This window comes from Sorangium sp. So ce375 (genome assembly GCF_051473855.1).
In the GTDB taxonomy this organism is placed as follows: Bacteria; Myxococcota_A; Polyangia; order Polyangiales; family Polyangiaceae; genus Sorangium.
The window spans coordinates 1,771,015-1,797,568 of the sequence record NZ_CP150335.1; the positions used below are offsets into that span (position 1 = coordinate 1,771,015).

23 protein-coding genes are annotated in these 26,554 nt (G+C 70.5%); 12 read left to right on the forward strand and 11 right to left on the reverse strand.

Going from position 1 to position 26,554, the window contains the following annotated elements:
• The first annotated feature begins 268 nt into the window (after positions 1–268).
• Positions 269–964: a hypothetical protein gene (locus tag WME90_RS06805; RefSeq protein ID WP_437280256.1), complete on the forward strand. Its 696-nt coding sequence runs from the start codon at positions 269–271 to the stop codon at positions 962–964.
• 144 nt (positions 965–1,108) lie between these two features.
• On the opposite strand, the gene WME90_RS06810 is transcribed toward WME90_RS06805, so the two are convergent.
• Entirely contained in the window at positions 1,109–2,983 is a 1,875-nt protein-coding gene (locus WME90_RS06810) for a N,N-dimethylformamidase beta subunit family domain-containing protein (RefSeq protein ID WP_437280257.1), read from the reverse strand.
• Positions 2,984–3,337: 354 nt separating this feature from the next.
• Positions 3,338–3,919 carry a hypothetical protein gene (locus WME90_RS06815; RefSeq protein ID WP_437280258.1) on the reverse strand — a complete coding sequence of 194 codons (582 nt, stop codon included), beginning with the start codon at positions 3,917–3,919 and terminating at the stop codon, positions 3,338–3,340.
• Between the two features lie 296 nt (positions 3,920–4,215).
• Here WME90_RS06815 and WME90_RS06820 point away from each other — a divergent pair, with 296 nt between their 5' ends.
• Both WME90_RS06820 and WME90_RS06825 read left to right on the forward strand, forming a co-directional pair.
• Positions 4,216–4,824: a DUF2239 family protein gene (locus WME90_RS06820; protein WP_437280259.1), complete on the forward strand. Its 609-nt coding sequence runs from the start codon at positions 4,216–4,218 to the stop codon at positions 4,822–4,824.
• Between the two features lie 49 nt (positions 4,825–4,873).
• Positions 4,874–6,262: an MATE family efflux transporter gene (locus WME90_RS06825; RefSeq protein WP_437280260.1), complete on the forward strand. Its 1,389-nt coding sequence runs from the start codon at positions 4,874–4,876 to the stop codon at positions 6,260–6,262.
• 90 nt (positions 6,263–6,352) lie between these two features.
• On the opposite strand, the gene WME90_RS06830 is transcribed toward WME90_RS06825, so the two are convergent.
• Positions 6,353–7,177: an SDR family NAD(P)-dependent oxidoreductase gene (locus WME90_RS06830; protein ID WP_437280261.1), complete on the reverse strand. Its 825-nt coding sequence runs from the start codon at positions 7,175–7,177 to the stop codon at positions 6,353–6,355.
• Between the two features lie 66 nt (positions 7,178–7,243).
• Here WME90_RS06830 and WME90_RS06835 point away from each other — a divergent pair, with 66 nt between their 5' ends.
• Positions 7,244–8,149: a LysR family transcriptional regulator gene (locus WME90_RS06835; RefSeq protein ID WP_437280262.1), complete on the forward strand. Its 906-nt coding sequence runs from the start codon at positions 7,244–7,246 to the stop codon at positions 8,147–8,149.
• Between the two features lie 22 nt (positions 8,150–8,171).
• Here WME90_RS06835 and WME90_RS06840 read toward each other — a convergent pair whose 3' ends face one another.
• Both WME90_RS06840 and WME90_RS06845 read right to left on the reverse strand, forming a co-directional pair.
• Complete coding sequence (locus tag WME90_RS06840; RefSeq protein ID WP_437280263.1) at positions 8,172–9,698, reverse strand: amidohydrolase family protein; 1,527 nt, start codon at positions 9,696–9,698, stop codon at positions 8,172–8,174.
• Positions 9,699–10,051: 353 nt separating this feature from the next.
• Positions 10,052–11,908 (reverse strand): hypothetical protein, encoded by a 1,857-nt coding sequence (locus WME90_RS06845; RefSeq protein WP_437280264.1) that lies wholly within the window; start codon positions 11,906–11,908, stop codon positions 10,052–10,054.
• A gap of 404 nt (positions 11,909–12,312) precedes the next feature.
• On the opposite strand from WME90_RS06845, the gene WME90_RS06850 reads away from it, so the two are divergent.
• The 4 genes from WME90_RS06850 to WME90_RS06865 all read left to right on the forward strand — a co-directional run bounded on the left by WME90_RS06850 (position 12,313) and on the right by WME90_RS06865 (position 15,544).
• The gene (locus WME90_RS06850) at positions 12,313–12,663 is read left to right on the forward strand and encodes a polyhydroxyalkanoic acid system family protein (protein ID WP_437280265.1); all 351 of its coding nucleotides are present in this window, start codon (positions 12,313–12,315) and stop codon (positions 12,661–12,663) included.
• A 12-nt stretch (positions 12,664–12,675) separates the two neighbouring features.
• On the forward strand, positions 12,676–14,019 hold the full coding sequence (locus tag WME90_RS06855) for a DNA topoisomerase IB (RefSeq protein WP_437280266.1): 1,344 nt from the start codon (positions 12,676–12,678) through the stop codon (positions 14,017–14,019).
• A gap of 251 nt (positions 14,020–14,270) precedes the next feature.
• Complete coding sequence (locus WME90_RS06860) at positions 14,271–14,777, forward strand: hypothetical protein (RefSeq protein WP_437280267.1); 507 nt, start codon at positions 14,271–14,273, stop codon at positions 14,775–14,777.
• 287 nt (positions 14,778–15,064) lie between these two features.
• A complete protein-coding gene (locus tag WME90_RS06865; RefSeq protein ID WP_437280268.1) occupies positions 15,065–15,544 on the forward strand; it encodes a DUF2383 domain-containing protein in 480 nt (159 codons plus the stop codon).
• A gap of 40 nt (positions 15,545–15,584) precedes the next feature.
• On the opposite strand, the gene WME90_RS06870 is transcribed toward WME90_RS06865, so the two are convergent.
• The 5 genes from WME90_RS06870 to WME90_RS06890 all read right to left on the reverse strand — a co-directional run bounded on the left by WME90_RS06870 (position 15,585) and on the right by WME90_RS06890 (position 19,922).
• Positions 15,585–16,751, reverse strand: a complete 1,167-nt coding sequence (locus WME90_RS06870) for an acyl-CoA dehydrogenase (RefSeq protein ID WP_437280269.1) — start codon at positions 16,749–16,751, stop codon at positions 15,585–15,587.
• Between the two features lie 268 nt (positions 16,752–17,019).
• Positions 17,020–18,153, reverse strand: coding sequence for a class I SAM-dependent methyltransferase (locus tag WME90_RS06875; protein WP_437280270.1), 1,134 nt, complete (start codon positions 18,151–18,153; stop codon positions 17,020–17,022).
• A 43-nt stretch (positions 18,154–18,196) separates the two neighbouring features.
• A complete protein-coding gene (locus tag WME90_RS06880) occupies positions 18,197–18,397 on the reverse strand; it encodes a hypothetical protein (RefSeq protein WP_437280271.1) in 201 nt (66 codons plus the stop codon).
• A 27-nt stretch (positions 18,398–18,424) separates the two neighbouring features.
• Positions 18,425–19,621: an iron-containing alcohol dehydrogenase gene (locus tag WME90_RS06885; RefSeq protein WP_437280272.1), complete on the reverse strand. Its 1,197-nt coding sequence runs from the start codon at positions 19,619–19,621 to the stop codon at positions 18,425–18,427.
• Complete coding sequence (locus tag WME90_RS06890; RefSeq protein WP_437280273.1) at positions 19,605–19,922, reverse strand: putative quinol monooxygenase; 318 nt, start codon at positions 19,920–19,922, stop codon at positions 19,605–19,607. The genes WME90_RS06885 and WME90_RS06890 overlap by 17 nt, the downstream gene beginning before the upstream one ends.
• Positions 19,923–20,213: 291 nt before the next feature.
• On the opposite strand from WME90_RS06890, the gene WME90_RS06895 reads away from it, so the two are divergent.
• The 4 genes from WME90_RS06895 to WME90_RS06910 all read left to right on the forward strand — a co-directional run bounded on the left by WME90_RS06895 (position 20,214) and on the right by WME90_RS06910 (position 24,760).
• Positions 20,214–21,398: a hypothetical protein gene (locus WME90_RS06895; RefSeq protein WP_437280274.1), complete on the forward strand. Its 1,185-nt coding sequence runs from the start codon at positions 20,214–20,216 to the stop codon at positions 21,396–21,398.
• A complete protein-coding gene (locus tag WME90_RS06900) occupies positions 21,395–22,072 on the forward strand; it encodes a hypothetical protein (protein ID WP_437280275.1) in 678 nt (225 codons plus the stop codon). Before WME90_RS06895 ends, WME90_RS06900 begins: the two co-directional genes overlap by 4 nt.
• A gap of 133 nt (positions 22,073–22,205) precedes the next feature.
• Positions 22,206–24,128, forward strand: a complete 1,923-nt coding sequence (locus WME90_RS06905) for an ATP-binding protein (RefSeq protein WP_437280276.1) — start codon at positions 22,206–22,208, stop codon at positions 24,126–24,128.
• A 248-nt stretch (positions 24,129–24,376) separates the two neighbouring features.
• Entirely contained in the window at positions 24,377–24,760 is a 384-nt protein-coding gene (locus tag WME90_RS06910; RefSeq protein ID WP_437280277.1) for a response regulator, read from the forward strand.
• A gap of 75 nt (positions 24,761–24,835) precedes the next feature.
• Here the strand turns inward: WME90_RS06910 and WME90_RS06915 are convergent, their stop codons facing one another.
• On the reverse strand, positions 24,836–26,488 hold the full coding sequence (locus WME90_RS06915; protein WP_437283571.1) for a glycerol-3-phosphate dehydrogenase/oxidase: 1,653 nt from the start codon (positions 26,486–26,488) through the stop codon (positions 24,836–24,838).
• Positions 26,489–26,554: the final 66 nt, after the last annotated feature.

Consider the following 26,554-nt stretch of genomic DNA (forward strand, 5'->3'; position numbering starts at 1 on the left):
GACGACGAGGCCCGGAGGGACGCAGTCCTCGGCGATCGGCCGCCCGGCGCTCGACGTGCTCATCCTGGCACATTTGGCACATTTGGCTCAATATGGCATGAGCCAAATGGGTCGTGTCATCGATGGCCAGCGACGAGAATGCCCGAAATCTCGCCGAATTCAGCTTGGTACGCGGGTTGCTCTTGCTGTGGTGGCCCACTCTGGACCGGTGGCAGGCAACGGCACACGCCGCTATCGGTCCAGAGCGGCAGCTTAGCTGGAGGATAGAATGACCAAGACGATCAAGGGGTTTGGGTCGCTGGCGGCGGCCGGCGTGGTGTTCGCGGCCTTGCTCAGCGGTTGCGGCTCGCAGGCAGGCGATCGCGAGGCAGGGGTCGGCTCGCTCAGCTTGCCGCTCGCGGCCGAGGCGCCGTCTGGAGCGCGATATCGACTTCGCGATGCCACGTTCGAGATCTGGAGCAGCAATTACTACTGGAATGAGAATTCTTCAGCCGTCGCTGTCGGCGTCGGTGGAAGTGATGGCTATGGATCTCTGGTGACGGTCAGCAGCGAGGACGAGGATCCGGACGCGAGCTCCATCCTCGTCGATCTGGAGCGGGGGTCGTACAACGTCAGGCTCCTGCCGGGCTGGCACTTCGAGAAGGTCGAGAATGGCACGGTGACGGAGCCGAACGTGGAGGCGACGCTGCTGTCGCAGCAGACGGTCTATGTCTATGTCTCGCCGCGCTCGACGAGCTGGGCTGAGTATGCGTTCGGTATCGGGGATCGGGAGGTGTGGCTCAACGGCAAGCTGAACGTCAACATCAACGTCTACGAAACTCCGGACGAGTACTACGGTGGTGGAGGCGGGGACCCGGTCGAGAGCGTGACCAGCGGCTACTACGGGGTCGGGGTCGGCTCCTCCGGGGTCGGGAGCGGCTCCTCCGGGGTCGGCGCCTCCGGGGTCGGGGGCGGCTCGCCCTGATACGAGCGATCGAGCGGCGGCAGCGGCGGTGTTCAGCGCTGCCGTGAAGAGCCGAGCGGTCGATCGTGAACGTGAACGGCCATACGTGCGACGAGGAGCTCGTGCGTGGGGTGGAGCGGTCGGCCATTCAAACCGGTCGGCGCGCTAGAAGCCGTCCCTTGCCAGCAGCGCGCCCGTGCGCGTCGCTCCGAAGAGCCTCCCCTGCGCGCCGGCGAGCGCTCGCACGTCCTTCGCCTCTCCGATGGAGACCCATGGGCTCTCATGGCGCACCGGCGTGCGCCATGAGAGGCGCCCATCCCCCGTGACCGCATAGACCTTTCCGTTGATCGCCGCCATGGCGACCACGCCCTCCGCGCGCCCGACGGGCTTCCACGGAACATCGCCGCCCCGCGTGGGGCGCGTGAGCAAGAGACCATCGCGCGTCGCGGCGAATAGATCGAAACGGGCCGTGGCCATGGCCACGATGCCAGGCGCCGCGCCGGCCGGCCGCCAGAGGACCTCCTCGCGCAACGGCTCTCGGAAGAAGAGGCGACCATCGGCCGTCAGAAGGAAGATCCCGAGCGGCTGGTCCGCCTCTGCCTCGACCGAGCTCGCCATGGCGATGACGGAGCGGGCCACACCCGCGGACCTCCAGGGGAGGTTCTGGCCCGATGGCTCCCGCCACAGCAGCGCGCCGTCCTCGGTGGCCGCGAAGAGGGTCCCCTCGGCGCCCGTCATCGCCACGATGCGCGGCGCGCTGCCCGCCCGCTGCCAGCCGTGCTCGGGGTCTCGACGCGAGAGCTTCTCCAGCACATTGCGCGTGATGCGCTCGATCTCCGGGGCGGTCCCCCTGTCGAACGGGGCCGCCCAGTCGACGCTCGCCGCGGTGAACACCGTGCCTCCGCGGCGGTAGATGCCCATTGTCGAGAGCCCGCCTTGCCCTTGGGCGCGCCAGTGCCGCAGGTCGGCGACGGCGAGCACCACGAACGTCGAGGGCGTGTCGCCGAGCCCGGTCGCGCGCGCGATCCCGTCGACGTCGACGATATCGGCCGCGTCGGTCTCGTAGCCGACCGAGCCTCTCCCGAAGGCATCTCCGAGCGCGAGCCCCGTTCCATCGAAGATCCAGTGCTCGGGAAAATTGACCCGGTAGACCGCTTCCTTCCACTCCTCCGTGTCGAGCCAGCTGCCGGCGCCGTACCGGTAGCCTACGCCTGTCAACCGATTCTCCGGGCGATTCACGGGGGCGTTGGCCCACTGCACGGTCACTCGCTCGTTGTCGACGCCCGCCAGCGGATCCTCGACCGCGTCGCGGTAGCAGACCATCGTGCGGCCTTGATCCTCGACGCGGACCTGCCAGTAGCACGTATTGCCGCTCAGGAACGCCACGTTGCCGCCTGCGCGCACGAACGCCTCTACCCCGTCGCGCATCTCCTTGGACCAGTATTCGTCGTGGCCCGTGCTGACGAGGAGCTGATACCCTCGCAGGAGGTCGGGCTCCGCGTGCAGGTCCATGCTGGTGCAATAATCTACCGCGATCTGCTCCCTCTCCAGCCAGCGCACGAGCGGCATCGCGCTCGTCGCGCCCGTGCCGCCGGGGCGCTCGAAGGACACCCTCCTGGAGCGATCCGGCGAGGCCCATGGATAGAGGCGATTGCCCCCCCAGCCATTGTAGGCCTCGTCCGTGAAGAACGGCATACAGACGAGGATGCTCGCGCCGGGGACGCGGGATCTCACGACGAAGCGCAGCGACGTCTCCTCGCCGTCCGTGTTCTTCAGGGTGGCCAGATAGACGCCGCTCGGCCAATCGGGAGGGACGGACCATTCATGGGCGCTGGGCCAGCCGCAGCCCACCGCGTAGGCGTCCGGGGGCGTCGCATGGGCGCCGGCCGAAAACACGACAGAGATGCCGAGCGACGCGCGCCCTCCGATCCGCTCGATGGCCATCTGCACCGTGGGGTCCGCCGCGGTGTTGCTGACGCGAAACCCGAGCGCCTCTCCCTGCACGACCGACTTACGCGAGGTATACGCGTCGATAGCCATGAGACTCCTGCCCTTCCGCTCTCCTCAGCGATTCGAGAAATGCGCCCGGATGATCTCGAAGAGGGGTGGTCCCCCGCGCCCCGCAGGGGTCCGTGCTGGCCGTGCGGTCACACCGCGGAGCCCCGCGCGCTGAGCCTCGGCGACCCGCCCCTCCAGAAAAGCGGGATCATCGAACGAGCTTGGTTCTTCCGTCCGGCAAGCGCACGTTCCCCTGGGAGCAACAGGCAGGCCGCGGGCAGGCGTGCGGCGGGGTGACGGTGGCGCCCGGAATGACGGCCGGTGGGCGAGGAGCCGTCGTGCGATTTTCTTTTGTCAGGTGCTTTTAGCTCGGCGGAGCGAGCGCCTCGTCGCTCGTCAGCGAGGGCTGCACTGCACGATGCAGATGGCCGTGGCGCCCCTGGCGCGCGCGCTCGCCTCGCACGCGTGCTTCGCTTGCTGCGACGCCAGGAAGCGATCCTTCGCCGAGCCGTTGCCGAACACCATCTGATAGTTGCACGCACCCGCGAAGCCGCAGACGCGCACGGACGCGCTCGCCGTACACCACCACGACGTCCCGCCCGTCGCGCTTCCGTTGCTCGGGCCTCCCTTCGAGGAGCCCTCGCTCGGGGAGGTGGGCGTCTGCGCCGCCGTCGACAGAGGCGTCGGCGCCTCACCCGCCTCGTCGTCGGCAGCAGGCGACGGGGCATCACCCGCGACGTGATCGCCGGTGGACGGGTCTTCGCCCGTCGCCTCGTCGGCCTCCTTGTCGGGGCGGAGCGGGGTGCTCGTCGACTTGGGACGCACCGGCGAGGCGCCGCCGACGGTCGGCACGGCCGAAGGCTCGGACTCGACGACGGCATCCTCCGGCGACGCGCTCGCCACGAGGTACGCCACGCCGCCCAGCACGACCAGGGCGCCCATGCCGAACGCGAACAGCCCGCCGAGGACGATGAGCACGATCGCGACTGGCGAAAGGCCCGGCTTCGGACGCTGCGGCGGCGGTGGAGGGTAGTAAGGCGGCGGCTGCGGCGGGTACTGAGGCGGCGGCTGCGGAGGATAGTGAGGTGGTCGCTGCGGAGGGTACGGAGGCTGCCCTGGACCGAACATCTCGCAGTCATAGCGTAGCGGAGCCGGCAGCGCTGCGTGGGACAATTGCCCACGCTGTCGGCGAACGACCCTTGTCGCACCGGACGAAGTCGCCGCCTCGCCCGGCCCTTGCCAGGAGAATATACCCGGGTAATATTGTCGCCACCATGAGCGACCCGCCGACGTTGCCGACGTTCACCGCCTTCGCCGGCGCCGAGCGCATCGTCCGCGGCACGCTGGAAGAGATGCTGCGCGAGGCCAAGAAGCGGCTCGACGCGGATCCGGAGCTCCGTCTCCTGATCTTCGAGGACGCCTCGGGGAAACAGGTCGACTTCGACTTCCGGGGCACCCTCGATCAGGTCCTCTCGCGCGCCATGCCGGAGCGCCCGGCCAAGGCGGGCCCCGGTCGCCCGAAGCTCGGCGTCGTGTCGCGCGAGGTGTCGCTCCTGCCCAGGCACTGGGAGTGGCTCGAGCGCCAGCCGCAGGGGATCTCGGCAGCGCTCCGCAGGCTGGTGGAGGAGGCCAGCAAGCGCGCCCCGGACGAGGACCGCGCCCGGGAGGCCCGCGCCGCGGCCAGCCGCTTCATGTGGGTCATGGCCGGCGACCTGCCCCTGTTCGAGGAGGCGTCGCGCGCGCTCTTCGCCTCGGACAAGCGGCGCTTCACGGAGCTCACGCGCTCGTGGCCCGCGGACGTGCGAGAGCACCTGAGCGAGCTCTTGCGCGAAGGCGGGGCCTTCCCCGCCGAGCGCGAGGGCAAACCGCGGCGAACGAGGTAGCCGTCGAGCCGCCACCTCCGAGACGATCAAATATTACCCCGTAAAATATATGGACACGAAAATCGAGACCGAAGCGCCGTCCGCGCCGCGCGGCGTGCACGACATGACGCAGGGCAAGCCCCGCGCGCACGTCGTGCGCGTCATGCTCTTCATCCTGGCCGGCATGGTGATCCAGACCCTGTATGGCCTTGTCGACATCTACTGGGTCGGTCGCCTCGGGAAGGAAGCCGTCGCCGCCGTGGCGATCTCCAGCAACCTGATGTTCATCTCCCTGGCCGCGACGCAGATGCTCTCGGTCGGCTGCGTGGCCCTCGTCTCGCAGGCGGCCGGAAGGAAGGAGCACGGGGAGGTGCAGCGCCTGTTCAACCAGGTGCAGAGCCTCGCCATGTGGGCGGGCGCTCTCTTTCTCGTCGTCGGCCTCGCGCTTCAGCGCACGTACGCCGAGCGGCTCTCGGGAGACGCCATGACCGCCGAGCTGGCGAGCACCTTTCTGAGCGCCTTCATCCCGGCGCTCGCGCTCCAGTTCACGATGGTGGGGCTCGGCTCGGCCCTGCGCGGCATCGGAGACATGAAGCCGGGCCTCGTGGCCCAGACCGCGAGCGTGCTGCTCAACATGGTCCTCGCGCCCTTCCTCGTCTTCGGCTGGATCTCGGGGCGCCCGCTCGGCGTCCTCGGCGCGGCCCTCGCCACGCTCATCGCGACGGCGGCCGCCGTCGCCGGGCTAGCCGTCTATCTCCTGCGCGGCAAGACCTTCCTTCGCCTCCGCCTCGCCGACTGGCGGCCAGACCTCTCCACGTGGCGCAAGCTGCTCGCCATCGGCTTGCCCTCGGGCGCGGAGTTCTTGCTGCTCGGCGTCACGATGGGCGTGATCTATGTGGTCACGCGCCCCTTCGGCTCGGAGGCGCAGGCCGGGTTCGGCATCGGGCTGCGGCTGATGCAGGCCGGCTTCATGCCCGCCGTGGCGATCAGCTTCTCCGCCGCGGCGGTCGTCGGCCAGAACTACGGCTCTCGCGCGTACGCTCGCGTCCGCGAGACCGCGCTCGAGAGCGTGAAGCTCGTGCTCGGGTTCATGCTCTTCTTCACGCTTGTCTGCCAGGTCTTCCCCGCGCAGATGGTCGCGCTCTTCTCGCCGGCCCCGGACGTCATCGCGGCCGGCGTCGACTACCTCCAGGTGATCTCCTGGGGGTACTTCGCGAGCGGCATCGTGTTCGTCTGCGCAGGCGTCTTTCAAGGCCTCGGCAACACCTGGCCTTCGCTCGTCGCCTCGGGGGCGCGCGCGTTCGCGTTCATCCTCCCCGTCCTCGCCCTGAGCGCTCGCCCCGGCTTTCGCATGCACACCATCTGGCTCGTCTCGCTCGGCACCACGCTCGGCCAGCTCGGGCTCCAGCAGATCCTGCTGCGACGCGAGCTCGCCCTCAGGGCTCCTTTGCCGACGTGACGCGCTTGCCGACGTGACGCGCTTGCCGACGTGACGCGCTTGCCGACGTGACGGGCCCGCGGGGCGGCGCGGCGCCCGGCCGAGCGCCGATCAGCGATGTGCGCCCGCCGCCCTGGCGGGCAAGGCTCGCGCCTGGTTCTTCCGCATGACGTCCGCCGTCAGGCGCGCCGCCACGGAGCGCGGCACGAAGCGCGCGAGGTTCGCGAGGAGGTAGTTGCCGAGGCCGTGGATGGCATACGTGCGCCCCGTCGAGACGGCGCGCAAGCCGAGCCGCACGACGTCGCTCGCCTTCGCCTTCGCGCCCACGGCCGCGGCTTCCCCGGCGATCTCGAAGAACGGCGTCTCGGTCGCGCCGGGGCAGAGCGCGACCACCTTCACGCCCCGCTCGCCGAGCTCGGCCCAGAGCGCCTCGCTGAACGAGAGCACGAAGGCCTTTGTCGCGCCGTACACGGCCATCGAGGCGATCGGGTAGAACGCCGCCGTCGACGCGACGTTGAGGACCGCGCCGCGCGCCCTCACGAGGTCGGGCAGGAACGCGTGGGTCATCGCGACGAGCGCGCTCACGTTGAGCGCGATCTCCTCGAGCTGCCGCGCGATCGGCGTCTCCTCGAACCGGCCGTGGGTCGCGAATCCGGCGTTGTTGATGAGGAGATCGACGGTCACGCCGCGCCGCGCGACCTCCGCCTGCACGCGCCCGATCGCCCCCTCGCTCGTGAGGTCTTCGGCGATCACCTCCACCCGGACGCCGTGCGCGGCGCGCAGCGCGGCGGCGAGCGCCTCGAGCTTGTCGCGCGAGCGGGCGACGAGGATCAGGTCGCACCGCTGCGCGGCGAGCTGGCGGGCGAACTCGGCGCCGATGCCCGTGGAGGCGGCAGTGATGAGGGCGTTCCGGTTCTCGAAGGGGTGTCGCGTCATGCCTCCAGTTGTAAGCTCCGGGTTGGTTCGCGAGAACGGACATCTTCGGGCATCGGAGTTCCACGGATGAAAAACGACGCCTTCTCCTGGGACGACCTGCGCGTGCTGCTCGAGGTCGACCGACGTCGCAGCTTCCTCGGCGCGGGCAAGGCGCTCGGGCTCTCCACCTCGACGGTCGGGCGGCGCATCGACGCGCTCGAGCTGGCGCTCGGCCGGAAGCTCGTGCACCGGACGACCGCCGGCACGTCGATCGATGCGACGGCGCGCGCCCTCGTCGCGCTCGCCGAGGGCATGGAGAGGGAGCTCCGCGTCGAAGGGAGGGACGCGCGCGGCGCCGAGTCGCTCGAGGGGGTGGTGCGCGTCTCGATCAAGGAGAGCTTCGCGCGTCCGACGGCGAAGGTACTCTCCGCGTGGCGGCGCCTCCACCCCGAGACGCAGATCGAGCTCGCCTCGGAGGCGCGCCTCGCGGACGTCGCGAAGCGTGAGGCCGACCTCGGCGTCCGGACGGCGCGCTCGTCGTCGAAGGCGCTCGTCGAGAAGCGCCTCGGCACGTTCTCGTACGGACTCTGGGCCTCGAACGAGTATGTCGAGCGCCACCTGCGCGACGGCCACCTCCGCGAGGCGGACTTCCCGCGGCACGACTTCGTCGGCTACGACGGGCCGGGACGGGACTCCGAGCAGGAAAAGTGGCTCGTCGCCCGCGGCGCGCGTCGGTTCCCGTTCCGTTCGAGCTCGGACGACGCGATCCTCACGGCCGCGAGCGAGTCCCAGGGCATCTGCATCTTCGCGGACGCGCTCGCCCGTGACGTGCCCGGGCTGCGACGGCTCGCCTGCCCAACGCCGCTCCCGACCGTGAGCGTGTACCTCGTGGTCCACCGCGATCTGCGGCGCGTCCCGCGGATTCGAGGCGTCGCGGGGGCGATCGAGGAAGCGATTCGGCAGATCGCCGTTCGTGAGAAGGCCCGCGGCTGACGCGGGGCGCGGCGCTCTCGCCTCAGAAGAGCACGCGTTCGACGCCGGCCGCGTCGAGGAGGTAGTCCCTGGACGCCTCGAGGCCCGCGCGGAGCCGGCCAAAGTTCACGCCGACGAGCTTCCCTCGCCATTTGCGGATGCTCCCCGCGACGATGACCGTGTCCACGTTGCTGCGGTCCATCAACGTCACCACGGCCCCCGGCACATTGTTGAGCGGCGCCACATTGATGGCGTCCGCCCGCAGCAGGATGATGTCTGCCTCCTTGCCCGGCGTCAGCGTGCCGATCTTCTGGGAGAGACCGGCCACCCGGGCCCCCTCGACCGTGGCCAGGCGGATGACATCGCGGCACGTGAGGAGCTCGGGCAGATCCGTCTCTCCGGACAGCGCGCGCTCGTTGATGAGCGCCCGCTGGAGCGTGAAGACGGTCCGCATCTGGGTGAAGAAGTCCGCGGTCATCGTGCACTCGACGTCGGTGCTGAGCGCGGGCTGGACGCCGTGATCGATCGCGGCCTGGATCGGGGGCGTGCCGTGCCGCATGGTCATCTCGATCGGGGCCGCGATCGAGACGCTCGCGCCCGCATCGGCGATCGCCTGCCACGACGCTTCCGAGATGGCGCTGGCGTGGATGAACTCGAGATCTGGCCCCATCAGGCCCTCGCTCTCGATCTGCTCGATCAGCGTGCCCTGGCCGATGCTGCCGACGAGGTGCGTCACGATGGGCAGGCCGTGCTGGCGCCCGATCGCCCAGTAATCGCGCCACGCGGGGTCGAACACCTCCCCACCCATGGCCAGGGTCAGGAGCTGGTCGGTCGAGGAGAAGTACCGGCTCTGTATCCGATCGAGGTCATTCGGGAAGATGTTGCCGGGGCCCGCGCCCGGCGAGTACACGAAGAGCGCGCGACGGCCTGATTCCTGTAATCCCTGGATGACCGCATCGGTGTGCTCCGGCGTATGACCCACCTGCGATGTGTCGACGACCGTGGTCACGCCGGCGTCCAGCTGGCTGAGCGAGGAGGCGAGTATGGCGAGGAAGGCATCCCGTGGTCTGAAGACCGGCGTGATGGTGAAGTGGATGTAGTCGAGGTAGTTCTTCTCGCCGTGTGGTAATCCGTCGTTGGCCAACAGGCCGTCGGACAGGTAGCTCCGCAGCGCCGTCTGGTACTGGTGGTGATGGGTGTCGACGAACCCCGGCATCACGATCGTGCCCGTCGCGTCGATGATCTCCGCGCCTGGGGCGTGCAGGTGCGCCCCGACCGCGATGATCTTCTTGCCCTGGACGAGCACGTCGCCCTGGGCGAAGTCCCCCACGTTCGGATCCATGCTGAGCACGGCGCCGCCTCTCAGGATGTAACGCCGGTGCGGGGCGCCGGTCCCGTGCGGCAGCTCGTCATCGTGCTCCGCCTTTCCCATCGCCGCCGCGGGGGCCGTGAAGGCCGCTGCTGCGCCGAGGGCTGAAGCTCCCACCGCGAGAAACTGGCGACGAGAAGAGCCCGCCTCGCCCGGCTCTCGCTCGTGTTTCGAGTCATTTCCACAGAGCTTCTGGCACATAAGAATCCCTCCTGCTCAGCTCACGCACCCCTCCGTCGTGTCCCCGCGTCGCGAGACACACACCGCTGCGTTCTGGTGGGCTGAGCAAAGCAGGATAACCCGTGGCGGAACCCAGCGTCGAGCGTCGTGTGATGCGATGCGGCGCCGAGGTCGTGTCTTTGCGCGGTTGCGCGGCATTGAGCTGAACGTTCGGATGGGGAATTTTACCCGAGATGCCGCATTACACGGCGAATCTCTCCGTAATGCCTACAGAGGGGTCTCGAGTGCGATGACGCGGCCGCGGCGCACCTCGAGGCGCGGGCGAGCGTCGCGCAGGTGGCTGTCCCGCGGTCCGTCGTCGTCGTCCGGCGGGATCACCTGCCCAGCGCGGTCATCTTCTCGTTCACCCAGTCGTTGCCGACGAGCGGGTGGACGCCGGCCCCGTCCTGCTCGATCGCGATCCCCACCGAGAGCAGCCCGCTCTTCACGAGGAACGCCCCCCGGGCGGTCTGCCCGTCGGACTTCGTGAGCCGGCCGCGGATCGCGAGGTCGCCGCCCTGCGCCTCCAGCAGCCTGAAATCGACGCCGCCCGCCGTGCGCCTGACCTTCGCGGACGCCTTAAGCCCCTCCATGGAAAGGAGCCCCGCGGCCCAGCCGGGAATGACATCCTCGGCGTCGAGCAGCGTCACGGCCGGCCTCGCGTCCTTGCACTCCACCCGGATCGCGGCCTCCATGAGCCCTCGTCTCACCTCGGCGTCCTCGATATCGACGTGCGCCCACCAGCCCGGCAGCGCCTCTCCCTCGTGCTCGATCGCGAGGTCCTCGATGTCGATGCGGCCCTCTCGGAGCTTGGCTGTCCAATTCGATATGTTCGCCGCGTCGAGCTTCATGCGCGCCGCCACATCGCCCTTCAGCGTGGTCTGCTTCCACCGCAGGGCGCCGTGCTTGAGCAGCACGCTCAGCGCGCCCGTCCCGCGGCCCAGGGGGTCGACCTCCAGGCTGCTCCGCAGGAACGCCGCGCCGCCCGTGAACCGCGGCGCGTCCGGCGCGGCGCCGCCGGCGTTCAGCCAGCGCAGATCCGGGATCGCCGCGGCGACGACATCCACCTTCGACGCGAACCCCGGCGGGAGCCGCAGCAGGTGGAGCTCCGGCGCGTCGAAGACGGCGCTCGCCCTCTCCACCACGATGGGCGGCAGCCCGCTCTCCGGGCGCTCGATCGTCGCGCGGGGCAGCGTCACCGCGAGGCGCGCCGCCCCGCGCTCATCGACATGGAGCGCCGCGCGCGCCTCGGCGGTCGCCCGGAGCGACGCGGCGGAGGCCACGAGGCGGCTCGTCTCGTACGACACCGTGCTTCCCGGCTCGATGTTCCCCCGGTTCACGATGAGGTTCGTCCGGAGCTCTCCGCTCCCGTCCTCGATCCGCGGTCCGGCGCCCTCGCCCCCGGGAAGATGGATGAACGCGGGGTGGTGGATGACGTCGAGCCCTGGCAGCTGCGCGTCGAGTCGGACGCGCGCCCAGGTGGTATCGAGGACGTCGAGCCCGTCGACGTCCCGCGGATCGAACGTGGTCATCGTCACGTCGGCGTCGGCGTCGAGCCGCGCGACGACGCGGTCGGCGACGTGGACCTCGCCCGACCGGAGCTCCAGCGCGACGGGCCCGACGCGGACGGCGCGGAGCGGCTTGTAATAGAATCCTCCCCGCACGCGGCCGCTGCCGGCATACTTGACTTGCTGGATCCAGATCTCCTTGAGCGTCGTGTCGATGCCCTCCAGGTGCACCGTCCATAGGTTGTAACCCTCGTCCGAGCTCTCGAGATCGTGCTTCGGCGGCAGCTCCGGCTTGAGCGGAGGGTTCGCGAACTCCGGGATGGGCGGCAGCGCCTCGATGTGCGGCGCCTCCAGATCGCGCTCGCTCGTCGGATCCACGAGCATCCGCATCCGGAACACGAAGCCCCTGGCGCGGATGTCCTCCGCATAGAACTTCCGCCGGAGGAGATCGGTCAGGTGGATGTCCACGTCCACCTCGTCGAGCTCCACCGCCCACTGGAGCACGCTGTCGGATCCGCTGAGCCGGAGCTCCTCGACGTGAACGAGGCCCGGCCAGAGGCTCCACGCCGACCCGTAATAGAGCGACGCGTCGACGGGGTTGTAGCTGACGAGCCGCGCGATGAGCCCCGTGCTCAGCATGATGTTCACGATCACGACGTAGCCGAGCCAGATCGCGATAGGCACGATCAACAGCGCCTTCAGCGCCTTCCTCGCCCGTGGCCCGAGCCACCCGCTGAGCCTAGGTGGAGACTTCAGCGCGACAGCTTCGTGCTTGAGCGCGTGCATGGGCGCGTGCATGAATGCACCGATCGCACGCGCCATGCCGCGAGCTGAGCCGCGGCGCGAGGGGGCGGGCTCAGGGCTGGCCGTGGCGATCTGCCCCGCTCGTGGCGAACGTCACCATGCGCGGACCGCAGGGGGGCCCGATCTCACCCGGATCTCCCTGGAAATGGCCTCGTCGTGGGCGCTCGACCGCCGCAGGGCCCGACAGGCACCCGGATTGCTAACCCTGCGAACGCCTGCGTCGGCGCGCCTGTCGCGCGTCGACGCCCACTGGAGCCGATTTCCAGCCATCACCCGAGGTCATCATGAAGCACACGGTCCATCACGACCTGAACGATGAAGAAGCGAAGAGCGCCGTCCTGCGGGCGATGGCGAAGTATTGTGATCGGTACGCGGAGTACGCTCCAACCATCGTCTGGAGCGATCAGCGATGCGCGGAGCTCGGCATCTCCTTCAAGGGCTTCACGCTCTCCGGGCGGCTCGAGCTCCGGCCCAGAGCCGTCGACGTCGAGATCGAGATGCCGCTCCCGCTGCGCATGTTCAGCCGGATGGCGATCGCGGCGATCGACGCCGAGGTGAGGCGGTACATCGACGAAGCGCACCGCGAGCGCGCGCGGCGGCGCGCGACGGGCGCCGTCGTGCAGGAGGCCCTCTGAAGGCGTCGCGCCATGAAGAGCAGCACCACGACCGCCCGCGGTAAGCGCGGCCCGCGGAGCGCTCCGCGCCGGGGGCGGCCCGCCGCGCCGACCGCCGTCGTCATCCGCCGGCGCCGCGTCAGCGTGTCAATCGAGTCCGTCGAGGCGGTCGGCCTCGCTCGCGCGACCGGCGAGCTCGCGGGGACAGGGCAGCTCACCCCGTCGCCGGTCGAGTCCGCGGCGTCGGCTGGGCTCCGGTACGTCAACGACGATGAGCCCGGGATCTTCAGGCGAAGGGCGGGCAAGGGCTTCAGCTACGTCGACCCCGACGGGCGCCCCGTCAAGGACGAGGCGGCGCTCGCGCGGATCCGCCGCCTCGCGATACCGCCCGCGTGGACCGAAGTGTGGATCTGCAGGAGCGAGCGCGGGCACATCCAGGCCACCGGGCGGGACGCGCGCGGCAGGAAGCAGTACCGGTATCACCCGCGCTGGCGCGAGGTCCGCGACGAGACGAAGTACGATCGCATGCTCGCGTTCGGCGCGGCGCTCCCGCAGATCCGCGCGGCGACCGAGCGCGATCTCGCGCTCCCGGGGCTGCCGCGCGAGAAGGTGCTGGCGACGGTGCTGCGCCTGCTCGACGAGACCTCGATCCGCATCGGGAACGACGAATACGCGCGCGACAACGACTCGTACGGTCTGACGACGCTCCACGACGAGCACGTCGAGATAGACGGGAGTCTCATCAAGTTCCACTTCAGGGGCAAGGCCGGCAAGGAGCACACGCTGACGGTGCGGGATCGGCGGCTGGCGCGCATCGTGAAGCGATGTCAGGACGTGCCTGGCCACGAGCTGTTCCAGTACATCGACGGCGAGGGGAAGCGGCAGAGGATCCACTCGGACGACGTGAACGAGTACCTGCGCTCGATCGCGGGCCAGGACTTCACGGCGAAGGACTTCCGCACCTGGACCGGCACCGTGCTGTGCGCGTCGTTCTTCTGCGAGATGGAGGTCGCGAGCTCTGTCCGCCAGGTGAAGAAGTGCGTGGCGCAGGTGATCGACAGGGTGTCCGCCCGCCTCGGCAACACACGCGCTGTCTGTCAGCGTTGTTATGTTCACCCCGCCGTGATCCGCGCTTATACGGAGGGCGCCCTGCAGTCCCTGATCGAGGCGGAGGAGTCCGCCGCGGACGGGGCGTTCGCGGCGCTCCGGCCCGAAGAGGCCCAGATGCTCCGGATCGTCCGCGGCTTCAGCGAGCGAGATGCCGTGCCGCTCGTGACCCGCCTGCGCGAGAGCGTGCGGGTGGTGCGCGCGGCGAGCGCGCGGCGAGCCGGCAAGAGCGCGAAGCGTCCGGCCAAGGAGCGGCGCGCCGCAGCCTGAGCCGCGCTGACGGCGAGCGCTGCAGCAGCGCCGTCGTGGGGGCACGCCGCTCCCGACGAGATCGCCGTGTCCTTGTGTCACAGCGTGACTCCCTCGCTGTGGCATCGTGCCCCGGACGCGACGGTGCTCTCGTGGATTCGCGAGCGGCTCCGCGCATCTCCTGCCGCAGATGAGCGCGGTACGGTTCGTGTTGTGCGGAAGTCCTTGGAAACCAGCGCGAGCAGCGCGAACCCTCAGCCAAGGAGGTCTGCATGGCGAGCCAGAGGTTGATCACCGGGATGGTGCGAGGACGTGGAGAGGCCGAGGACGCCGTCCGGCGGATCCTGGACAGCGGGCACACGCGGTGGGACGTCTGCGCCATCGTGAGCGAGGCGGCCCGCCGCCACCACTTCTCGCGCTCTCGCGTGCACGGCTCGGCCTCTCACGGGAGCGCGCTGAGCTCGATCCTCGCCTCGGCGCGCGCGGGGCTCGTGGTCCCAGGGCTGCGGCTCGCGGTGGCCGGCCCCATCGCGGTGAGGCTGGCGGACGCGAGCTCGGCGAGCGAGACGGCCAGCCTGATCAGCGTGCTCGTCGACGCCGGGATCCCGGAGCAGAGCGCGCCGGAGGTCGAAAGGCGCCTCAAGGAAGGCGCGATGCTCCTCGGCGCCGTCGCGCGCGACGAGCGGGACGCCGCTGCGCTGCGCGCCATCCTGCGAGAGGTCGGCAACGGCGAGTCCTACGGCACGAGCAAGGGCGCTCGCGTGTTCGCCGCGCTGTGAGCCCCACCAGCGCCCCGCATTGCCGCTGGAAGGATGAGCTCGCTCTGGACCGAGTAGGTCCCGGACGTTGGAACGGGAATTGGAAGAGACGTGGAAGGGAATGAAAGAGTTCAGCCGAGACTGATTCGGTGTGAGGCGAGGTTGTACCCCTGAGGTCAAGGGGCTCGCGCTGTAAGGCCGAGCCCTGGTGATCGCGGTTCCTGCATGGACGCACGGCATGGAGGCCGATCTCGGGAGGTAAGGAGGAGAGGAATCGGGCGTTCACCAGACATCTCAGGAGAGTACCCATGGAACCTGTCGCATTTGCAGAGGAGAACGTGGGCCTGGATGGCCTCATCGACGACGACTCGATCGAGCAGCTCAAATCGTTCTGCCGCGGCGAGATGTCCGCGGTCGAGACGTACCGCCAGGCCATCGCCGCCGCGCGCCAGGGCTGGGTGGCCCACCACCTCCGGCTCAACCTCGCGTCGCACGAGGCGCGGGTGAAGGTGCTGCGCCGGCGGATCGAGGAGCTCGGAGGCGACCCCCCGGAGAGCTCCGGGCCATGGGGCGCGTTCGCCAAGGCCGTCGAGAGGACCGCGGTGGCGCTCGGCCACAAGACGGCGCTCTCGGTCCTGGCGGAGGGAGAGGATCACGGCCTGAAGGACTACCGGGACGACATCGAGGAGCTCGACTCCGAGTCGCACGCCCTGGTGCGGGACGTGATCCTGCCGCAGCAGGTGTCGACGCGCCGCTCGCTCGCGGATCTCAAGCGGCAGCTCCCGTGATGTGGGGAGCCGGTATTGGGACGGGGGCGAACTCCCCCGCTCAGCCCTTCGCGTCGTATCCGGCCTGGAGCAGCTTCGCGATCGTCGAGAGCTGCATGTTCGACGTTCCCTCGTAGATCTTCCCGATCTTCGCGTCGCGGTAGAGCTTCTCGACCGGATAGTCCTTGGTGAAGCCGACGCCGCCCATGAACTCGATGCAGAGCGACGCGGTCCGCTCGGCCACCTCGGACGCGAACAGCTTGGCCATCGCCGCCTCCTTCACGAACGGCTGGCCCGCGTCCTTGAGCCGCGCGGCGTTGTAGACAAGGAGCCGCGCGGCCTCGATCTCCATGGCCACGCGCGCATATTGGAACTGCACGCCCTGGAAGCTCGCGATCGACTGCCCGAACTGCTTCCGCTCGCCCATGTAGCGCATCGCGTGCTCGAACGCCCCGGCGGCCAGGCCGAGCATCTGCGCGCCGATGCCGATGCGGCCCTCGTTCAGCGTCTCGATGGCGATCTTGTAGCCCTTGCCGACCTCGCCGAGCACGTTGCCCTCCGGCACCTCGCAGTCCTCGAGCACGAGCTCGCACGTGCTGGAGGCGCGGATCCCGAGCTTGTTCTCCTTCTTGCCCACCGAGAAGCCCGGGGAGGATCGCTCGACGACGAAGGCCGTGATGCCCTTGTAGCCCTTCGACGGATCGACGTTGGCGAACACCAGGAACACCGAGCTCTCGTTCGCGTTCGTGATCCAGAGCTTGCGGCCGTTCAGGATCCAGCGGTCGCCCCGGCGCTCGGCCCGGGCCGCGAGCGCGAACGCGTCCGAGCCGGAGCCCGCCTCGCTCAGCGCATACGAGCCGACCCAGTCCCGGGAGAGCCGCGAGAGATACCTCTCCTTCTGCGCGTCGCTGCCCCAGCGGAGGAACGCATTGGCCACCAGGGTGTTCTGCACGTCGACGAGCACGCTCACGCTCGGGTCGACCACCGCGAGCGCCTCGATCGCGAGGATCGCGCTGAAGAAGCCCGCGCCGGAGCCCCCGTACGCCTCCGGGATCTCGATGCCCATGAGGCCGAGCTCGAACAGCGGAGGGAGCAGATCGCGGTCGAGCGCGCCCTCCTCGTCCATCGCCGCCGCGCGCGGCGCGACGCGCTTCTTGGCGAAATCAAGCACCGAGTCGCGGAAGAGGCGCTCCTCGTCGGAGAGCTGGGTGAGCGGGGGATGGGACACGACGGTTTCTCCTTGTGGGCCCATGGCGCAGCGCGCCGTCGGGTCGCCCCACTATGCTACGCGGGGGTCGCAAGCGAAAGCCGTTCGAGCGCGCCCTGCTCGCCCATCGCCGCGGCGCAACGCAGGCCACACCGCGGCGACGACGGACGGGGCGCGCCGCCCCGAGCCGCCTCATCCGTGGTCTCGCCGCTCGCCTCGGGGCCGGATCGTCCAGGCTGCTGCGCGCCGCCTCGGCCGGGCGTTCACGCGCGTCGCTTCTCCCGGGCGCTCACGCGCGCTTGCCCGCGGGCGCGTCGCGCCGGCGGCACCGGAGCAGCGTGTGGGCGAGGCCGAGGTGGTCGATCTCCGCCTCGACGACGAGCCCCGCCTCGTCGATGCAACGCCGGATGTCGGCGGCGCTGTACATGCGGCTGTTCCCGTTCGCGAGGCACGTGAAATACAGGGAAGAGCCGTGAAGACAGTGGACCGCCACCTCGTTCGTCTGCCGATCCCAGAACGTGTCGAGGATCCAGAGCACCGTCTCGTTCCCCATGGCCGCCGCGGCCCGCCGGAGGATCTGGAGGATGTCCGCCTCGGAGAAGCACACGAGGAACTGGCTCATCCAGATGGCGTCGAAGCCCGTCGGGAATGCCTGGCCGTGATCCAGGAAGTCGATGGGCGTGCCCATGATCCGGCCGAGCAGGCCGTGCCGCTCGACGTTGACGCGCGCGTCCTCCAGCTGGCCCGGCAGGTCGAGCAGCGTGACGCGCACGTCGGGGTCGTGCGTGCAGCACTGGATGGCCCACCGCCCGGTGTTGCCGCCGATGTCGAGGAGCGTCTTGGGCCTCCGCTCGAACACGAGGGGCAGCGCCTCGGGGAACGCGGAGTCGGAGTAGAGGTGATCGAACGCGAACCAGCTCTCCCGCACCTTCGGCGGGAGCGACGGGAGCGCCTCATAGACCGTCGGCCACTCGCCAAAGACCTTCAGGCCAGCCGGCTTGCCTTCGTCGATGGCCTCGTCGAGAAAGCGCATGCCCTCGTAACAAACGTCATGGATGAAATCCATGTTGATGCGGGTCATCCTGTCGTTCTCGACGATGAGCCCGACCCGCGTGATCGTGTAGCGCTCGCCACGCTCTCGCGGCGCTCCGTGGACGTTTGCGGCGCTTGCGGCGCCGGCGCACTCCACAAGGCCGAAGCTCAGGCTCGCCTCCAGCAAGGTCTTGGCCGCATAGGCGGAGAGGCCCGTGTCCTGGGCCACCTCCGCCGCCGTCCTGCCGCCCTTGCCAGCGCGCTGGAGCGCCTTGAGAACGCCGCGGTTTCGCATGACCCGCGCCACCTGGAACATGACGGGCGCAAACGCGATGCGCTGGGCGGCGAGCATGGCGTCGAGGGTGGGATTCGGGGCGGGATCGTTCTTCATCGAGCTCCGGTCATCGGGAAATGGGGGAAGGCTAGCGTGCACCCTAGCGCGGGAGGAGCAAGACGAAGCCGCAGACGCCCACGAACAGCAGCGCGCACTCTGCCCGACCCTCGTCGGCGAGCGAAATCCCCGTCACGCCGCAGAACAGGCCGAACACGAGGCTCGCCACGCCGAGCCGCCGCCGCTTGTCGATCGACCGGACGCGCGGCGGAGTGGGCGGTCTCGTGCGGTACGGGCTTGCCACCCCACGATGATACCACCGGCGCCGCGATCACAAGGACGCCGCCGCGATGTCGAACAGCTCCTCGTCGGTGAGCGGCAGCGGGTTCGCCTTCATGCTGCTCGCCGCCTTGGCCTTCACGACGAGCGCCGGGAGGGCCGCCTCGTCCATGCCGTAGCGCCGGAGCCCCGGGATCGCGAGGTCGCGGCAGAGCTCGCGGACCCACGCGATCCCTTCCTCGGCGCTGGCCCCGGCGCGCCCCGTGACGAGCGCGGCGAGCTCGTCGAAGCGCGGCAGCGCCGGGTGGGCCGGGCTGCGCGCTCGGAGCGCCCGCAGGTTGACCTCGAGGACGGCCGGCAAGAGCGCGGCGCACACCGCGCCGTGCGGCGCGTCGAACATGCCCCCCACGGGCGCCGCGAAGCCGTGGACGGCCCCGAGGCCCGCGTTCGCGAGGCAGAGGCCGCCGAGCAGGCTGGCGATCGCGAGGTCGTCCCGGGCCGGCGCGTCGGCGCCCTCCAGGACCGCGCGCCGGAGCGAGCGCGCCGAGCGCCGGATGCCCTCGCGCGCGAGGCCGTCCGTGAGCGGGTTGCTGCGGCTCGACAGGAACGGCTCGATGAGCTGCGAGAGCGCGTCGAGCCCGCTCGAGGCGAGCACGCCGGGCGGGGCGCCCGCGAGCAGGTCCGGGTCGACAACCGCCAGGCGCGGCAGCATGTGCGGGCTGCGCAGGCTCGCCTTCACGCCGGCCTCCCGCGAGGCGAGCACCGCGTTGCGCGTCACCTCCGCGCCGGTGCCCGCGGTCGTGGGGATCGCCACGAACGGCGCGGACGGCCTGGAGAGCGCTCCCCCCTTGCCGATGACCTCCAGGTAGTCGAGCGGGTCGCCGCCGTTCGCGACGAGCGCGGCGATCGCCTTGCCGGCGTCGATCGCGCTGCCGCCGCCGAGCGCCACCACGACGTCGCACCGCTCGGACGCGGCCCGCGACGTCCCCTCGCGGGCGATGTCCACCGTGGGCTCGCCCGCGACGGCGAAGCGAACCGCGGAGACGCCCGCCTCCGCGAGCGCGGCGAGGAGCGGCGCGGCGCGTCCGGGATCCTGCCCGGTGACGACGAGCGCCCGCGTCCCGCCGAGGCCCCGCACGGCCGCGGGCACCTCGGCGAGCTTGCCCGCGCCGAAGACGACGCGCGTCGCCGTGGCGAACTCGAAGGCGGGCTGGTTGCCGGGAGACGCCATGTCAATACCCCGCGTCATCAGGGAAGACATTGACGTATTTCCGGCTGGTCCGCGGCTCGGCCATCATCTCCGCGACGGTGTCCCGCCACCGCTGGTAATGCGCCGTTTCCTTGTGCGCCGCCGGCGCCTCCTTGGTCCTGTAGACCTCGACGAGCACGAAGCGCGCGGGATCCTCGGTGTCCTGGACGACATCGAACCGGGCGATCCCCGGCTCCTTGACGCTCTCGCGTGCGTTCTCGATCGTCGCACTCCGGAATGCGTCGGCGAACTCGGGTCGGACATGTACATGGACATGCACGACGAACAGGCTGTTGGACATGCGCGCAATCTAGCTCGTGCGCGCGGCGCTAGGAACCCGGCTCGCGCGGCGGCCGGCCCCCCTCCCGTGGAGAGAGCGCGCAGGCCGCGCGGGCTCGGCCGAGCGCGCCGTCTCCGGGCGGGGCGCGGCGCAGGTGACGGGGCGGACCGGGGGGGGCGCCGGCAGAGCGCCGTCGTCCCCTGCGAGGACTCCTGACTTGGCCCGGCCGGCTCGCGCACTACGATCGTCGTAACCCGGCGTGTGGCTCGGCGAACGTCGAGCGTAGAAGCGCCGTGAGCGAGGAAGGTCGATATGGCGGATCCGACAACGGAGAGCCCGCAGCCCGATGCCGAGCGGCCCATCGCGCTGCATTCCATCGAGTTCAGGTCCGATCACGGTCTCATGAAGGACTGCAAGGGGGAGAACGGGTGGAGGAACGCAGGGCCCGTGTGCCCCGCGCCGGAGTGGACGCAGCGGGGCGCCGTACCTCTCTCGATCTCGATGGGCCGGAACATCGTCGTCCGGCTCGGGCTCTCGCCGGGTGACGCCGCGAGCGCGGCGGCGGCCGAGATCCGCGCGGTGGGGCCAGAGGGCATCGTCCTCGAGAGCCGCCGCAGCCGCGCGGCGATCAGCGCGCCGCACGATCTCTTCTCCACGCGGAGGCTCGAGAGGAGGATCCAGAAGCTCAACCTCGCCCTGAGCTGGTCGGCAGGCGCGGGAGCCATGGTGTCGCCCGCCCAGACCTCGAACGTCGTCTATGTCACGATGGGCAGGCCCCAGACCGACAGGCAGGATGCCTGGCAGGAAGATGGGGTGACCTTGAAGCGGATGGACAGGGCGGTCTCCTGGGTCTCGCCGCTCGACACCATCGACCCGCACGAGATCGTGAGCGGGATCATGGGAAGGTTCCCGACATACACGCTCCTGCCGAGCCCCAGGGTGCCACGGAAGTACCATCACCCGACGTTCCTGAACGACGAGGGCGGCGCCTGGGCGATGACCGATTACGTGGAGGAGAGCGGCGAGTGCCAGGCGATCGTCCGGCTCCTCCGCGGCATGCTGCGTCAGCTCGGGATCCCGGGGCGGACGCGCATGATCGTGGTCTGGGGCGACCCCAACGTGGGCGGCGGGCGCAGGACGCTGGCGGCCGACGCCGAGCAGAAGCCGTGGGCGGGGCTCGACGCGGCGAAGGTCGAGGGCGGCCGTGTGTGGCGCGCGGCGCTCGTCGACGGGCCGGTGGAGGTGGGGAGGACTTATCCGGCGTCCCATACACGTCTCCCCGACGGGTCGCTCAGCCCGGGGCTCAACCGGTACGAGGCGGCCCTCGAGTTCTCGCACGGCGGCGTGACGAGGTACTACGCTGGGGGCGCCGGGGTGTTCGATTCCGTGGAGCCGATCCTGGGCGTGTTCTGGGGGCTCATCTGGTTCAGCTCGGCGCCGAACGACGGGTACCGCGTCGAGCAGATCGTGGCGACCTATCGAGGAGGCTGGGGATGAGCGCGCATGCATTTCTCAAGCAGGACGTCGACGCGAAGGTGGCGGGGTGGCTCGCGGCCGTGGCGCGCGTCGCCCCGGAGGGCTTCTCGCCCGTGGAGCGGTTCGAAGACGTGCCGGCCCAGGCGCGGGCAGAGTCGTTCTACTGGTGCGACTCCATCTTCAGGAGCGAGCTCAACCCGCATGGCGAGGCCGTGAAGGCGCGCCACGCGTTCCACGCCGCCACGGACGATACACCCGACCTGCTCCGCCACGAGTACACCGCGGGCGGGCTCGGGCTCACCGTCACCGAGGGGCGCAACTTCATGCTCGTCCAGGTCGATCGCGCGAGCCTCGATATCCTCTCTCTCTGCGGTCCAGATCGCGCCGCCGCCGTGCGCCGGGTGGCGGAGGCGCTCTTCAACACGGCCGTTGAACCGCGCGCGATGGGCATTCCGCCGACCTCCGGCCCGTCGGCCTGCCCGGACGCCGCCGGGACGCAGGAGCTCGAGGAGGGGGCGGTGGTCTCGAGCAATCCGGACGTGGACCCGGATCTCCTCACCTGCTGGAAAGACCGCACGGAGTGCGGTGTTCAGGGCGGAAGGCTCTACTTCCTCTGCTACAAGAAATCATCCCAGCGCGTGGGGTTCGCGAACGCATGGCAATGGTTCGACGACCGGAGGGCCGGGGTCGGGTGAGGCGGGGGTAGGCAGGCGCGCGCGGGGACGTGCGGGGACGTGCGAGAACGTAGATGACCGCTGCGTCGGTATTGCGTCTGCGCGCCGCGCGCGGGATGTTGCCCGCGTGGCCGGAGCACAGGCACCCAGGATCTTGATCTTCCCAGGCGGCCCCGCGAGCGCTGCTCAGGCGCTCGCCGCCGCGCGCGGCCACGTCGCGGTCCTGGCGCGGGATGTCGAGGCCGGGCTGGATCTCCTGGCGACTCAGCCGTTCGACGTGGCCGTGCTGGCCGACGAGGGGCCGCTCGACGCCACGCTCGCGCTCTGCCGTCGGCTGCGCGCGGCGCCCGGGGGCGATCGCGTGGCCGTCGTCGCCATCACCGGGAGCGCGGGCGCGACCACGGCGCTGCTCGAGGCGGGCGCGACCGTCGTGGCGGCGGCGAGCGAGCCCTCGATCGCCATCCAGCTCGACGCTGCGGTGTGGTGGGTGCGGCGGCCGTCGGCGCACGTGGCCGACCGGGCGCCCGCGGAGCGCGCGCTGCTCGAGCGCGCCTCTCGCTCGTTCCGCGACGCGTCCGCGGAGGTGATCGGGCTCCTCGTCTGGGACGCGGCGGGGGGCGTCCTCGACGCGAACGACGCCTTCCTCCGCATGGTGGGTTACGCGCGCGAGGACGTCGAGGCGGGGCGCCTCAACTGGATGGCGATCACGCCGCCAGAGTACGCCGCCGCGGACCGGCGCGCGCTCTCGGAGGTCCTCGAGAACGGCATCTGCCCGCCGTTCGAGAAGGAGTTCTTGGCCCGCGACGGGCGGCGCGTGCCCGTCCTCATCGCGCCTGCCCTGGTCGAGGGGGCGCACGATCGCGGCGTCTGCTTCACCTTCGACATGAAGGCGCGCAAGGCCGCCGAGGACGCGCTCCGGACGAGCGAGGAGCGCATGCGGCTCGTCGTGCGCGCCACGAGCGACGCCTTCTGGGACTGGGATCTCTCGTCGGGGCGCGTCACCGGGAGCGAGCGCATGCGGAGCTTCTATGGCACGGGCGGCGCCGACATCGAGGAGGACGCTGTCTGGTGGTTCGAGCGGGTCCACCCCGAGGATCGCGATCGCGTGATGAACGGGCTTCGGCGCGCGATGGAGGGCGACGAGAGCACGTTCGAGCTCTGGTACCGGTGCCTGCTCGCGGACGGCAGCTACGCCGACGTCCACGACCGGGGCATCGTGCTGCGCGACGCGACCGGCAAGGCGTACCGGATGCTCGGGGCCGTGTCCGACGTCACCGAGCGCCGGCAAATGGAGACGCGGCTCCAGCTCGCCGATCGCATGGCCTCGCTCGGCACGCTCGCGGCCGGCGTGGCGCACGAGATCAACAACCCCCTCGCCTACATGGTCGCGAACGTCGATTTCGCGCGCAAGGAGCTCCGCGCGAAGGGCGCCGGCGCGCGCCTCGACGCGCTCCTCTCGGCGCTCGACGAGGCCGCGGAGGGCGGCTCGCGCGTCCGGCACATCGTGGGCGGCCTGAAGACGTTCTCGCGCGCCGACGGCGGCGAGCTCGGCCCCGTCGACGTCGACCCCGTGATCCAGCTCGTCCTGCGGATGGCGCAGCAGCAGATCCAGAGCAAGGCGCGGCTCGTCCTGGAGCTCAGCCCGGTGCCGCCCGTCCACGCGAACGAGGCGCAGCTCGGCCAGGTGATCCTGAACCTGCTCGTGAACGCCGCGCAGGCCCTGCCGGACGGGAAGGTGTCGGAGAACGAGATCCGGATCACGACCGCCCCCGCGCCGCCCGGCCGCGTGCGCATCGAGGTGCGCGACACCGGGCCGGGGATCGCGCCGGAGCTGCAAAGCCGCATCTTCGACCCGTTCTTCACGACGAAGCCCATCGGGGAGGGGACGGGGCTCGGGCTCGCGATCTGCCACGGCATCGTGACGAGCTTCCGGGGCGAGATCGGCGTGGAGAGCGAGGTCGGCAAGGGCGCGTGCTTCCGCGTGCTCTTGCCCGTCCATGGCGCGCGGGCCGGGGAGGAGCGCGACGCGGCCCCGGGCGGGGCCGCCGACGAGCTTCCCGAGGAGGCCGCTCAGTAGGCGCGGCGGCGTGTGACCCGCGCCGCGCGGCTTCCCGTCCCCGGCGTACGGGCTCTGGGCGGGCAGCGCGCCGTCCGTGCTCCGGCGGGCTGCGGGGCCGCGCCGCGGGACCGGCCGCTTGCCAGGGCCGCAGCGTTCCCTCAAGTTGTCTCACCGGCCCCATGAACACTCGATCGGTCAGGGCCGCAGCTGGGCTGCTCGGCAGAGGAAGCGCGCCGCGCGGCGCAGTCCGGTCGTGAGGTTCGATCATGATCGAGAAAACGGGCCGCATCCTGGTCGTCGAGGACGATCTGGACATCAGGAGCATCTTGACGCAGCTCCTCATGTTCGAGGGGTACGACGTCGAGGAGGCGGCGGACGGCGCCGAGGCGCTCGCGCTGCTGCGGCGAGACGGCCCGCCAGCGCTGATCCTGCTCGATCTGATGATGCCGGTCATGGATGGATGGCAGCTGCGCGCCGAGCTCCAGCGCGACCCGGAGCTCGCGTCGATCCCGGTGGTGATCGTGTCCGCGGACGTGCGGGTCGAGCAGGAGGCGTCGCGGCTGCGCGTCGCGGGCCTGCTGAAGAAGCCGCTCCAGATCGAGCCTTTGCTCGAGCTGGTCCACCGCATCTGCGGCGAGCCGGCGCGATGAGCCGGGCGGCGCGCGCCGGGGCCGGGGCGGCGCCGGGGCGGCTCGGTGGCCCTGATCCGCTGCCGGGGCGCGCCCCTACCTGACCGGCAGCGCCGCGGCGGGCAAACGCCCCTCCGCGAGGCGCCCGGCGCCGTGCTCCTGGAAGTACTCCTCCAGCCGCCTGTCGGCCTCGTCGCCGAAGAGGAGCCCGCACGCCTCGCGGAGGCCGGGCGACCTCGCGAGCGCCTCCCGGCGGAGCAAGAGCGCGATCTTCGTGCGACGCCGCAGGAAATCCTCGAGCCTCGCGATCATCTCGTGCCTTGCGGCATACGCGATCTCGCAGCGCAGGTCGTCCGCCCCCTCGATGAGCGGGTTGGCCATCCTCGGGTCGCGCCGGATGTCCTCCAGGAGCCCGAGCGCCTGGGCGCCATAGCGACGCCACAGGCGCGTGCTGAGCTTCTCCGAGGCGCGCGGCTGCGTCAGCGCGTCGAGATCGAGCTGGCGCGCCTTGTGGAAGAACTCTTGACGAACCTCCTCGCCCGGCTCGCCATACCAGCGCTGCGCGGGGCGGGGCAGCGCGACGCCGAGCCGCTGCACGGCGGCGCAGACCTCGTCGCCCACGTTGATGCAGTCTGTGAGCTTGCCGCCGAAGATGCTCACGTGGCCCTGCTCCCGGTCCGCCTCGAGGGCGTGCTTGCGCGAGAGCTGCAGCCAGTCCTCGCCGCCTCCGCCGCCCTCGACCGCCAGGGGGCGCACCCCGCAGCGCTCCGCGATGATGTCCGCCTCGGTCAGGGGGCGGGGCAGGTTGAGGCGCTTGTTGATGTTGGAGAGCACGAAGCGGCGATCTTCGGGCGTCACCGCCGTGCGCGGGCCCTCCACGCGGGTATCGGTCGTGCCGATGCACGTCCTCTGGCCCATCGGGATCACGAAGAACAGCCGGCCGTCGTCCGCGAAGAACGTCAGCACCCGCCGGCTCGGGGTGAGCCGGTCCACGATGAGGTGGATGCCCTTCGAGAAGATGTGGCGGTGGCTCGTCCGCTGGCCCGTCAGCTCGTTGTGCGCGTCCACGAACGGCCCGCAGGCGTTCACGAGCACGCGCGACCGGATGACGAGCTCCCTGCCCGACAGGACGTCGCGGGCGCGCGTGATCCACGCGCCCCCCTCGCGCCGCGCGCCGAGCGACTCGACGTAGTTGGCCGCCCGCGCGCCCTGATCGAGCGCCGCGCGCACGAAGCCCCAGACGAACCGCGCGTCGTTGTCGACGAGGTACGCGTCGGAGTACTCGAATCCTCCGTCGCAGCCGTCCAGATGGATGATCGGCTCCTCCCGGGCGATCGTCCGGCGGGAGAGCAGGCGAGGGATCCGCGTGAAGAAGCTGCCGATGATCCAGTAGAGCCAGGTGCCGAGGAAGAGCTTGAAGAGCCCGTGGCGGAAGCCCCGCTCGTGCGCGGTGTAGAACCGGATCTCCTGCACCGATGACGGGTAGCTCCTGAGGAGGAGGTTCCTCGACGTGCAGAGCTTCCGCACGAGCGGGAACTCGAAGCTCTCCATGTACTTGATGCCGCCCCAGGCGAGGTTCGACGACTCCTGGCTGGTGAATCCGGCGAAGTCGCCGCGGTCGATCAGCGCGACCCTCGCGCCCCGCGCGGCGAGCGCCGCCGCCGCGACGGCGCCGTTGATCCCGGCGCCGAGGACGAGGACGTCGAACGTCTCCCGGCTCAAGCTGTCGATGTTCGTGGCCCGCAGCATCGATGGCGATCCGGCGAAGGCGCGGCGCGCGCGCCCCCTGTGCTCTATCACGTCCCCGCCGCCTCG